This window comes from uncultured Campylobacter sp. (assembly GCF_938030785.1).
Lineage (GTDB): Bacteria > Campylobacterota > Campylobacteria > Campylobacterales > Campylobacteraceae > Campylobacter_B.
Genome location: NZ_CALHIK010000135.1, coordinates 1 through 10,964, shown reverse-complemented (window position 1 = coordinate 10,964; position 10,964 = coordinate 1). Strand labels below are relative to the sequence as shown.

Genomic DNA, 10,964 nt, shown 5'->3' with positions numbered 1-10,964 from the left:
TTGGTTTTCGTAGCGATATTTACGACGGATTTTTTCACCTCCGCAACAGAGCTGTGATATGAGAGCACGACATCTTTATCAAAGCTCGGATTCACGCGATCGTAACTATTTGGGGCTTCTTTAATGTCGATGCTGGCGCCAAAAAGCGCACCTGCCAAAGCTATCGATAGGATAATCGATTTTTTCATTTTTATATCCTTTGTGATAATAAAATTTTGGCGGAATTATAAATTTTGTCCGCTAATATATTCTTAACGCAAAATTAAAATTTATAAATGGAATTTAGCAAACTTGATTGACACTCACTAAAGTTTTATGATATAATCCGCATAAATTTTAAAATTTCGAGGATCAAAATGGCAAGCACAAGCAGTTTATACGAAACCTTAGGCGTGGATAAATCCGCAAGCGCGGACGAGATCAAAAAGGCCTACCGCAGACTGGCTCGCAAGTATCACCCCGACATCAATAAAGAAGCGGGCGCGGAGGATAAATTTAAAGAGATCAACGCCGCGTATGAAATTTTAAGCGACGAGAAAAAGCGCGCGCAGTACGACCGCCACGGCGACGCGATGTTCGGCGGACAGAATTTCCACGATTTCGCGCAGGGCTCTGCGGATATGGGCGATCTAAACGACATCATAAATAGCATTTTCGGCGGCTTCGGCGGCGCAAAAAGCGCGGGCTCACGCGGCGGGTTTAGCTTTAGCACCTTCGGCGGCGGCGAGGGATTTAGCGGTTTTGGCGGAGCGCAGAGCCTAGATACGCACAGCTCAATCGAAATTCCCTTTGAGACCGCTATACAAGGCGGCGAGATGAGCGTGCGCGTAGGCGGCGAGACGGTTAAATTTAAAGTGCCCGCGGGCATCAACGCCGGAGAAAAGCTGCGCATCAGAGGCAAGGGGCAAAAATCAGGCGCACAAAGCGGAGATCTGATCTTGGAGATAAAAATCACGCCAAGCGCCGAGTATACGCGGCAAGGCGACGATCTTTTCAAAAAAATCGACGTTCCTTTAAAAACGGCGCTGTTCGGCGGAAAGGTAGAAATTTCGACGCCCGGCAAAAGCGCTACGATAAAGATCGCCAAAAACACTAAAAACGGCCAGAAATACCGCCTAAAAGGCTACGGTGTACAGAACCGCAAGAGTAAAATTTTAGGCGATCTATATGCGGTGGTAAACGTCATCCTGCCCGATGTCGATTCGCTGGGCGAGGACGTCAAAGACGTACTGCAAAAGCTATAAGGAGGCACCAAAATGCATGATTACGACGAGCCGGTCTATCTCATATCGATAGTGGCGAAGGTTTTGGATATCCATCCGCAGACGCTGCGGCAATACGAACGCGAAGGGCTCGTGACGCCGGGGCGCACCGAGGGCAAGATGCGCCTGTACTCGGCGCACGATATGGACCGCATACGCACGATTTTAAATCTCACCAAGGAGCTCGGCGTCAATCTCGCGGGCGTGGACGTGATCTTTCGCCTGCAAGAAAAGATCGCCGAATACGAGCGCGAGATCGAAGCGCTGCGGACTAAGATTTTAGAGCTTAGCGGGGAGTGAAACACATCGTGATTGCAGATTTGTAGGCGATAAATTTAAGGTATTTTGAGCGAATTTACGAGCGCGCAGAATTGAGAACTGCGCCTTTGAGTGAGCCGAAATTTTACTGCGAAAGGCGAAATTTTAAAGTTGAGAAAAGTAAATATCTGCACGCGCAATCTTTCTTAAAAAGTCATACCGAGTAAATTTTAGCAAATTTACACGCAGAGAAATTTACGGCGATAATTACGGGCAGTGAAATTTAAAGCCGTGATACAAAATTCCGATCTGCCGTACCACGCGCTAAAATTCTTATCCATCCGCGCCGCGCGCCGAAATTCCGATCTATCGTCTGCGTCTCACGCCGAAATTTTAAGAGCCTACGGCGAGATGCTTTAAGGTAAAATTTCAGTCAAACCGCACCGCGTTTCTAAATTTCAAATTTAAATTTATACTCGCCGCCTTAATTTAAATTCCATACCTGCGGGTATGATTTGAATTCTGCACCTTTGCAATTTAAATTTTATCCTCACAGCTCCGATTAAAATTCCGCGCTCGGAGGTCGGTTTAAATCCATGCTAAATTTTACAATCGCGCATACCGCCGCGCTCGATTATAAAATTTTACGCCGCAGTCGGCTCCCGAATTAAAACGCTGTACCCATACATCCGTACCGCGTTAGGTTTTGAAATTTCAAAGCATTGCAAACTTATGCGTCATACTGATCTTTAAATTTTAAGTGTCGCGAGCTCGTATGCTACACCGAGCTTAGAACCCAAAGCCGCAAGCCAATACGCCGCAGTGAGGTTAAAAAGCAGATCGCGTCCAAATTTACGCAGGCTCGCGGCTCATCCTCATTGCAGGCGGCGCCTAGGAATTTTTGCGCTTTTTTATAATCGACTACGCGACGGGCTCGAGCCGCGCCGCTTAAATTTAAGCCCGCTCGTTTAATCCGTTTTACGCGCGTATCTAAATTTAAACCGCGCCGTTTAAATTTAAAAAACTAGGTCACGGCGCAAACCGAATCTGCACCGAGAATCTAAGTTAGAATCCTTAAATTTAGGCTAAATTTAAAGCTCAAAGACCTAAAATTTAAAAGATCAAAAAGAAGAGCGCTAAATTTCGCTAAGCTTGTCGAAGCGGGTCTTTAGCGACCTTGCGTTTTTATTTAAAATTTCCGCCTGCTCGTTAAATTTCGCCGCGTAGCTTTGCAGCAAAGCCGCGTGTTTGGCGTGCGTCTCAAACTCCTTGCTAAGCGCGTAAATTTCATCTTTTACCGACTTGATGTTCGCAGCGAGCGCCTCATCTTTTAAAAACGCGCGGATCGTGCCCAAAAGCGCCAACAGCGTCGTCGGAGAGGCCATAAACACGCCGCTTTGCGCGCTAAGCTCCAGCACCTGCGGCAGCTTCTCACACGCATAAACGAAAACCGCCTCGCTAGGCAGAAAAAGCACCGCAAAGTCCGTGGTTTGCGGCGGAGCGATGTATTTTGCGGCGATGTCCGCGATGTGTTTTTTCATATCGCTTGCGAGCTCCTTTTGTGCGCTTGCAAGCGCGGCGGCGTCCTTTATGGCAGAGGCAGCTACGATCCTTTCATAGCTACTAAGCGGAAATTTCGAATCAATGCAAAGAATCCTATCTGATCCGATGTGAAGCGCGCAATCTGCGATCTTGCCGTTTGGTAGGTGCTTTTGTAGCTCGTAAAATGCGGAGTTTTGTCCATAAAGCATAGTTAGGATCCGCTCCAGCTGGTACTCGCCGAAATTTCCGCGCAGCTTTACGTTGCCCAAGATCGCATTTAATCGCGAAATTTCATCTCGCACCTGAAGCGAAGCTTTATTTTGCTCGCCCATCCGCGCGAGGTTTTGCGCTACGCCGCTAAAGCCCTGCTGAAGCGAGTTTAAATTTGAGCTAAGCGCGCTGTTTTGGCGCTGCAATCCCTCGCTTAAAGCCTTATTGAAATAATAAAATTTATCGGTAAAGCCGTCCTTCAGATCCTGGCTCAGCTTAAAAAACTCGGCGCTTGATTTTGCATCCTGTGCGCTCAGTCGCTCTTGCAAAAGTGCGGCAAGTGCGGCGTTTGCATCGCTTGCGCGGCGAGTCTGAAAAAACAGCACTGCCAGCAAAATGATCACCAGAGCCGCAAATACGGCAAACACAGCGAAAAAAATCGCCTCAGCGCCCATCTTGCACGCTTTGAGGATCTAAAATTTCATTTTTGTAGCGCAGAAATTCCATATCGTTGTTTAGGGCGCGATTTTCTTCGAGCAAAACCTCATGCTTGGTGCGAAGCTCGGCGATATCGCGACTGATGTAATAAATTTCGTTGCGGATGTAGATCGCGGGCACCGTCAGCAAAAACGCAAATCCCACCAGCAGATACACGACCAGCAGCTGATAAAAAGTAAGATTTTTCTCTTTTTGATTTCCGGCGTCGTAGTTGCGCAAAAGCTCGTTTTGATCCTGCGCAAAGCCCGAAGGAACGCTAGTTTGAGCCAGGTATTCGTATCTATCCATCTTAAAATTTCTCCATAAATTTAAACGCTTACGAGATGGGAATTCCGTCTCGCTTCATCTTTTAAAAATATCAAATTTCATAGAATCTTACCGAAAATTTTATGAAATTTAATGCACAAAATTTTACAAACGCCGTTAAAATCATCTCAGCCAAAAAATTCTTAGCTTTGCGCTTGCGGCTCGCGAGTTTTGCGCGAGCTCCTGCGCATCCGCGGTTAGCGGACTTTTGGTTAAAATTTTTCCCAAGGAGTGATCTCCGCCGCATTCGCAACGCATCACCCCGCTTGGACAGATACAGCCGCGCTCCCACTGCTTAAAGCGCATCTTTACGATGCGATCTTCAAGCGAATGAAATGAGATTATAGCGACATTTGCATTAGTTAAGATTAAATCGCGCGATTTTTGCTCGATAAGATCAAGCAGGCTTTTTAGCTCGCCAAGCTCGTTATTTACCTCAATGCGGATCGCCTGAAACGCTAGCGCGGCGAGGCTGATACTACGCCCTTTAACAGGCTTTGTTCCGATCAAATTTGCTAAAGCTTTAGCGCTTGTTAGCGGTGCGTTAGCCCGCGCAGCGGCTATTTTGGCGGCAATTGCGTTAGCGTTTGTTAGCTCGGCGTATTCGCGAAAAATGCGCGCGAGTTCAGCTTGCGAGTAGCGGTTTACGACATACTCCGCATCCAGCGCCGCGCCCGCATCCATTCGCATATCCAGCGCGTCGCTTTTAGTGGAAAAGCCGCGAGAGTTTTTATCCAACTGAAGCGACGAAACGCCGATATCGGCTAGGATTCCGCGAACTGCGCGGAGTTTTTGCTCGGGCAAAATTTTTAAAATTTCGCTAAATTTAGCCTTATGAATCTCTACGCGGTCATTAAATTTACTAAGCCGCTCGCGCGAAAATTCTATCGCTTCGGCGTCTCTATCGCAGGCGATGAGTTTAAGGCGTGGATTAGCGATCAAAATGCCCTCGCTGTGCCCTCCGTAGCCTAGCGTGCAGTCTAAAACGTAGCCGCTCTCAAGCTGCGAAAATGCTGCGATCGTCTGCGAAAAAAGAACGGGAATATGTGGAGCTTGCACCTGAATTTATCCTTTTGAAATTTCTAATCCTATATAATAGCGAAATTTTTTACAAAGGCGAGAGATGGACGAGTATTATTATGAAATTTTGCGCAAAATTTCGCTTTCGATGTTTAGAGAGCGATTTTTAGGGATCTTTCACGGCTCGATTTCGGTTAAAATCAAGGAAAATCAGTTTTTGATCAACAAAAAAGACGCGATTTTCGATAGTCTCGGCAAGGATGATTTTATAACTCTGTTTTCGAAGAAGGATTACCGCTGGCAGGACGCTAGCATCGATAGCGATATCCACGTAAATATCTACAAAAATATCAAAGAGGCGAAATTCGTAACCTACGCGATGCCTCCGCATCTCATCGCATACACGCTGGAGCATGATTTTATTTTGCCGCGCGATTATTTCGGAGCGACCAAATTTAAAAGGGTTGAAATTTACGATCCGAAAAATTACGACGATTGGCATGAGCGCGCGCCGTATGAAATTTGTAACTATATGATGAACGAAAATAGCGACGTAATGGTGATCCGCGGATACGGTGTTTTCGCTTACGCAAGGAGCGCGCAGCAGCTGGCAAAAAAGATATCGATACTAGAGAATAGCTCGAAGCTACTTTTGTTAAGCAAGAATTAATATATATCAAATTGATTACTAACGCGTTATAATTGTGTGAAAATGCCTATTTTTCAGCATTACATAAGGTTTTATCTGTATAATTACTAACATAAAAATTTCTTTAAGTTAGCTATTTTAAGGATTTCAATGATAGATTGGATGCAAAAGCATAAAAAGTCGCTTATACCAACGATCTGGGTAAGCACCATAGCCTTTGTGGGTGCCGGTTTCGTAGGCTGGGGAGCTTACGATATGAATGCCAATCGTGCAGGTTCGATCGCCAGAGTTGGGCAAATTTCTATAACAAATCAAGAATTAAACACAAAATACTCCGAACTATACAATCAGTTAAGCGCTATGAGCGACGGGCAATTTACACAGGAGCAAGCCAAAAATATGCATCTGGATCAGATCGCGGTAGATCAGCTAATCGGCGAGGCGTATTTTCTAAATTTTGCCAAAGATTTGGGCATCCAGGCTAGCGAAAAGGATGTTGCGGAGTTTGTGGTAAGCTCGCCGAATTTTCAAGAAAACGGCGCATTTAGCAAAGAACTTTACGACAACGTAGTAAAAAATTCCGGACTAACCAAAAAGGAATTTGAGCGCAATTTACAAAAAACGCTAACTCTACAAAAGCTCGGCAAGGCTTTAATGATCACGCCAAATTCCAAGATCATAGAGGCGTTTGCCGCATCGCAGCTGATGCAAGATAAAGTATCGGCCGAGATCATCTACGCAGACGCTAACGTTACCTTTAGCGACGACGAACTGAAAAAATTCTGGGAAGGCGAGAAATCGCGCTTTATGACGGAGAAAAAATATAATTTAGGAGCCTATTTCGTAGCGCCTAGCAATGCGGACGTAAACGAAACCGAGCTCAGTAAATTTTACGAAGAGCATAGAGGCGAGTACAGAAGTCTGGATGATAAATTATTGGATTTCGCAGAAGCTAAGCCGGATGTTTTAAAAGACTACCGAATGGATCAGGCTAAAAAAATTGCCACAAAAGATTATCTGGATATCAAAAAGGGCAAGATCGATACCAACGAAACCATCGTAGCTACGGCGGAAAATTTCCCGATTGCCGATATAGAGATCGCAAAGTCCGGCGAAGTGGTAAAACCTTTTGAATATAAGGGCGGATTTTTAATAGCCAAGCTCAACGGCGTTGAGCAACCTAGACAGATGAGCTTTGATGAGGCTAAGCCTTTGGTTTCCAAAGAATTTGAAGCGAAAAAACGCAAAGAGCTGCTTGAAAAAAGAGCGCAAGACGCGCTTGGAGATTTCAAAGGGACCGACTTTGGCACGCTGTCTCTTAACAGCAAAAACAATACCAAGCTAAGCGATGACGAATTTTATAAATTTCTTATCGATATGTTTGGTAAGCCCGCCAAAGAAGGGATAGTGGTGTTTGATGACAAAGCCATAGCGTATAAAATTTCGCAGCAGAGCCTAGGCAGCAGCGAAGAGATAGATAAAGAAAAAGTGATCGTCGCCGATAGAATAACCGCTCTATTAAATTCCAATCTACAAGGCGATCTAACCAAAATGTTAGAAAAGCGCTATAAAACCGAAAGATATTTTAAAGGTAAAGACAGTGAGTGAGTATATTTTAGGTCTAGATATAGGCTCGACCAAGATCCGCGCCATAATCGCTAAAAACGACGGTATTTTTGCCGTATTGGGCGTCGGTCAGTCCGATACCTTGGGTATCAAAAAGGGCGTTATCACAAACATAGAGCAAGCTGCGGGCTCGATAAAACAGGCGGTAAAAGCAGCCGTAAAAGGCGCCGGCAGAAGCTATGATAAAGCTATCATATCGATCTCTGGTTCATACGCCAAAAGTGTTAAATCTCGCGGCGTTATAACTATGGAAAACGAGATAGGGCTGGATGAAATAAAGCGCGCTATGCAGGTTGCCGAAGCACAGGCTAACGTGCCTAGCGACAGCGTAATTTTGCATGTGCTCCCGTATGATTTCAGAGTTGATGAGCAGGAGCATATCGAAGATCCGCTCGGTATGAGCGGAACTCGCCTAGAGGTATCTACACATATCGTTATCGCCCCTGAAAGCTCAATTAAAAATTTGAAAAAATCAGTTGAGATGGCAGGCGTAAAGGTCGATAATATCGTCCTTTCGGGCTACGCATCATCCATCGCTACTCTCAGTAAAGACGAAAAGGAGCTCGGCGTCGCACTGATCGATATGGGCGGCGCTACATGCGATATAGTCATACATCTGGGAAATTCTTTGCGTTATAACGACGTGGTGATGTTTGGCTCCAATAACGTTACTAACGATCTATCCCGAGCGCTACACACGCCGCTTCCGTATGCGGAAAATATAAAGATAACCTACAATGACTTGATCAATCAAGGAAATAGCGAGGTCGAGCTACCGGTCTTAGGCGATAGCGAGTCGGAAAACCACATCATAAGCCTTGAGATCATTTCGCAAGTAATACTTGCTCGCGTTAAAGAGACCTTTGATATGATAGCCGATAAGATCGAAAGAAGCGGCTATAAAGATCGTATAGGCGCAGGTATCGTCATCACCGGCGGTATGGCGAAGCTAGACGACGTGCGTGATTTGGCGGCGATAGTTTTTGATAACACATCCGTTAGGATCGCAAGAGCCAAGACCGTAAGCGGTCTACATGAGATCGCCGAAGATATCGGGAATTCTTGCGCATTGGGACTTTGCATGTATGGATTTGGTGAATTTACCCCTTACGAGATGGACTCTAACGGCAAGCTTCGCTATAAAGATGAGATAATAAATAAAAATCCAAAGAGAAATATAAACGACTATTACGAAAAAGAGGTTAGCAAGGCGATAGAAAAGGACGGCTCAAGAGCTGACGGCGGTGCGGCAGCCAAAAAAGACGATCTGAATATCCAACTTCCAAAAAAAGACGGAACAAATTTTTTCAATAAAATTTGGTCGTCTATGAAAAATTGGTTTTAAAATTTAAGCTAAGGAGATACTCGTGAAAGGATACAGTATGGAAGAAAGAAAGGGCATCTACGGTGCTAAGATGAAGGTGATCGGCGTCGGCGGCGGCGGATGCAATATGATCAATCATATGATTCGCGAGGGTTTTACTAAAACAGACGTCGAACTAATGGTGGCTAACACCGATGCGCAGGCTTTAGAAAAATCGATCGCAAATACTAGAATTTTACTCGGCGAAAGCACCACCAAAGGCCTTGGCTGCGGTATGGATCCGGCACTTGCTAAGATGGCTGCGGAGGAGAACTACGACGATCTCAAAGACCGCTTGGACTATTCCGACATCGTTTTCGTTGGCTCCGGCCTAGGCGGCGGTACCGGTACCGGTGCTGCGCCTATAGTCGCTAAAGCTGCGAAAGAGAAAAAAGCGCTAACTATCGGCGTCGTTACCACCCCTTTCGGTTTTGAGGGCAAGAAGCGCATGCGACTAGCGCAGGAGGGTCTTGAAGAGCTTAAAAAAGAGTGCGATTCCATAATCGTTATCCCAAATCAAAATTTATTGAAGATCATCGATAAAAAAACCGGTCTAAAAGACGCCTTTAAGATCGTAGATAATGTCCTATTCCAAGCCGTAAACGGCATGATCTCCGTGATCTTAGAATCCGGTGATAGCGATATCAACGTCGATTATGCCGACGTTAAAAAGGTAATGACTCACCGCGGTTTGGCATTGATGGGTATTGGCGTTAGCGAGGGCGACGGCGCGGCGGAAGAAGCGCTAAAAAGTGCGATCCAATCTCCGCTTTTGGATAATACCTCCATCCACGGCGCTATGGGCGTGTTAGTACATTTCAAGATGTCGCCTGATTGCTCCTTGCTTGAGATCGAATCTGCGATGAATATCATCGAAGATACCGTAGATAAGGATGCCGACGTTACTTGGGGCACCACCACAGATCCTAAGATGGAAAACAACCGCGTCGAAGTTACTCTCATAGCCACCGGCTTTGAAAGGAGCATCGAGGAAAAAAAGCAGGTCGCCAGCGATAACGTAGCGGATCGCAGAAAGGCGCTTTTAGAGAGCATGGGTCGAAATTCTATCTTTTCTAGGCAAAAGGTAAGTAGCGGCGATTTTAACGGGGACGAAACCTACGACGAGCTCGACGAGCCCGCATTCCTACGCAACCAGATGGACTAAATGCGCAGACGAGATAGGCAGCTAAGCGAAGATGAGGCGTTAAAAATCATCGACGAGAGCGAATACGCTACGCTTAGCTGCATAGACGAGAGCGGCGAAATTTTTAGCGTGCCTATCTCGCCCGTACGCGATGCAGACGCCATTTACATCCACGGCGCGCCTGCCGGCACAAAGGCGCAACTCTTTCAAAACGGACGCGCGGTAACGGCTGTTTTTGTTAGCTACAACCGCGTTCCTACCCCAAGCGATGAAGAATATCGATCTATCGCGGATGACGCGGAAGCTCTAGGATCGAAAGTTTATACGACGGAGTACCGCAGCGCAATCGCCGTTTGCGAAGCAAGCGAAGTAGAAGATGACGAGCGTAAAATTTACGCCCTGCGGATACTATGCGAAAAATACACCCCAAACTACATGTCGCGCGTGGAGTTTGCCTCCAGAGCATCATTAAAGCGCACGAAAATTTATGAACTCAAAATAAAATCCGTAACCGCAAAGGCTAAAATTTTATAATGCGTCCAAATTTGCGCTTCCTGCGCCATGCCTTACTTTGCGGGAATCTCTTCTTTTATATGTTTTTGTCCTTTTTGTCGACCGCCCTACTTTACTTGCGATTGACATTCGCTTGGGTTTAGTGCGATACCTCTTTTCAACGCCGCTATTTGATTTCAGTTATGATGGGCTTTAAAGGAGCGAGATTGAAATTTTTTGTAACCGCCGTGAATACGGAGGTAGGAAAGACATTCGTTACGACTTCGCTTCTGCGGGCGTTTTTGCAAAGCGGTCGCACCGCAATCGCGCTAAAGCCCGTGCAGACGGGATGCGAGATTAGCGGCGGCAGGCTTGTCGCGCCGGATGTGAGCGAATATGCTAAAGTAAGCGCAGATAGCGACATTGCGCCGATTTATGCGTTTAAATTTCCCGCTTCGCCGCACTACAGCGCGAGTTTGGAGCGCCGAGAGATCAAGACGGATGAAATTTTAAAATTTATCGACGCTCATTCGGCGCAGTGCGAAATCACGCTGATCGAAGGCGCAGGCGGTATTTTCGTGCCGCTAAACTCGC

General features: G+C 46.1%; 12 protein-coding genes and 1 pseudogene. 9 read left to right on the top strand and 4 right to left on the bottom strand.

The window, feature by feature from the left end; translation table 11 throughout:
- Positions 1-188 (bottom strand): annotated as a pseudogene (locus Q0438_RS07830) (serine protease); the annotation flags it as partial.
- A 168-nt stretch (positions 189-356) separates the two neighbouring features.
- Here Q0438_RS07830 and Q0438_RS07825 point away from each other — a divergent pair.
- From Q0438_RS07825 to Q0438_RS07815, 3 genes are all read left to right on the top strand, one after another.
- Complete coding sequence (locus tag Q0438_RS07825; RefSeq protein WP_299189930.1) at positions 357-1,244, top strand: DnaJ C-terminal domain-containing protein; 888 nt, start codon at positions 357-359, stop codon at positions 1,242-1,244.
- Positions 1,245-1,256: 12 nt separating this feature from the next.
- Positions 1,257-1,562, top strand: coding sequence for a helix-turn-helix transcriptional regulator (locus tag Q0438_RS07820; protein WP_299189929.1), 306 nt, complete (start codon positions 1,257-1,259; stop codon positions 1,560-1,562).
- 234 nt (positions 1,563-1,796) lie between these two features.
- Positions 1,797-1,940 (top strand): hypothetical protein, encoded by a 144-nt coding sequence (locus Q0438_RS07815; protein WP_299189928.1) that lies wholly within the window; start codon positions 1,797-1,799, stop codon positions 1,938-1,940.
- Between the two features lie 716 nt (positions 1,941-2,656).
- Here Q0438_RS07815 and Q0438_RS07810 read toward each other — a convergent pair.
- The 3 genes from Q0438_RS07810 to rsmH form a co-directional block, all read right to left on the bottom strand.
- Positions 2,657-3,727, bottom strand: a complete 1,071-nt coding sequence (locus tag Q0438_RS07810; protein ID WP_299189927.1) for a DNA recombination protein RmuC — start codon at positions 3,725-3,727, stop codon at positions 2,657-2,659.
- Complete coding sequence (locus Q0438_RS07805) at positions 3,717-4,058, bottom strand: hypothetical protein (RefSeq protein WP_299189926.1); 342 nt, start codon at positions 4,056-4,058, stop codon at positions 3,717-3,719. Before Q0438_RS07805 ends, Q0438_RS07810 begins: the two co-directional genes overlap by 11 nt.
- A 141-nt stretch (positions 4,059-4,199) precedes the next feature.
- Positions 4,200-5,135 (bottom strand): 16S rRNA (cytosine(1402)-N(4))-methyltransferase RsmH, encoded by a 936-nt coding sequence (gene rsmH / locus Q0438_RS07800; protein ID WP_299189924.1) that lies wholly within the window; start codon positions 5,133-5,135, stop codon positions 4,200-4,202.
- Positions 5,136-5,199: 64 nt separating this feature from the next.
- On the opposite strand from rsmH, the gene Q0438_RS07795 reads away from it, so the two are divergent.
- The 6 genes from Q0438_RS07795 to bioD form a co-directional block, all read left to right on the top strand.
- Complete coding sequence (locus Q0438_RS07795; protein WP_299189922.1) at positions 5,200-5,766, top strand: class II aldolase and adducin N-terminal domain-containing protein; 567 nt, start codon at positions 5,200-5,202, stop codon at positions 5,764-5,766.
- A 129-nt stretch (positions 5,767-5,895) separates the two neighbouring features.
- On the top strand, positions 5,896-7,353 hold the full coding sequence (locus tag Q0438_RS07790; RefSeq protein ID WP_299189921.1) for a peptidylprolyl isomerase: 1,458 nt from the start codon (positions 5,896-5,898) through the stop codon (positions 7,351-7,353).
- Positions 7,346-8,716: a cell division protein FtsA gene (gene ftsA, locus Q0438_RS07785; protein WP_299189920.1), complete on the top strand. Its 1,371-nt coding sequence runs from the start codon at positions 7,346-7,348 to the stop codon at positions 8,714-8,716. Before Q0438_RS07790 ends, ftsA begins: the two co-directional genes overlap by 8 nt.
- Positions 8,717-8,738: 22 nt before the next feature.
- Entirely contained in the window at positions 8,739-9,899 is a 1,161-nt protein-coding gene (ftsZ, locus tag Q0438_RS07780; protein ID WP_297989947.1) for a cell division protein FtsZ, read from the top strand.
- Positions 9,900-10,412, top strand: coding sequence for a pyridoxamine 5'-phosphate oxidase family protein (locus Q0438_RS07775; RefSeq protein WP_299189919.1), 513 nt, complete (start codon positions 9,900-9,902; stop codon positions 10,410-10,412).
- 185 nt (positions 10,413-10,597) lie between these two features.
- The coding region (gene bioD / locus Q0438_RS07770) for an ATP-dependent dethiobiotin synthetase BioD (protein WP_299189918.1) at positions 10,598-10,964 on the top strand (367 nt) is incomplete at its 3' end.

What these genes read in the sequence shown, in the direction of transcription:
- Q0438_RS07825 (WP_299189930.1), top strand. Translation starts at nt 357, where the DNA reads ATGGCAAGCACAAGCAGTTTATACGAAACCTTAGGCGTGGATAAATCC.
- Q0438_RS07820 (WP_299189929.1), top strand. Translation starts at nt 1,257, where the DNA reads ATGCATGATTACGACGAGCCGGTCTATCTCATATCGATAGTGGCGAAG.
- Q0438_RS07810 (WP_299189927.1), bottom strand. Translation starts at nt 3,727, where the DNA reads ATGGGCGCTGAGGCGATTTTTTTCGCTGTGTTTGCCGTATTTGCGGCT.
- Q0438_RS07805 (WP_299189926.1), bottom strand. Translation starts at nt 4,058, where the DNA reads ATGGATAGATACGAATACCTGGCTCAAACTAGCGTTCCTTCGGGCTTT.
- Q0438_RS07795 (WP_299189922.1), top strand. Translation starts at nt 5,200, where the DNA reads ATGGACGAGTATTATTATGAAATTTTGCGCAAAATTTCGCTTTCGATG.
- Q0438_RS07790 (WP_299189921.1), top strand. Translation starts at nt 5,896, where the DNA reads ATGATAGATTGGATGCAAAAGCATAAAAAGTCGCTTATACCAACGATC.
- Q0438_RS07775 (WP_299189919.1), top strand. Translation starts at nt 9,900, where the DNA reads ATGCGCAGACGAGATAGGCAGCTAAGCGAAGATGAGGCGTTAAAAATC.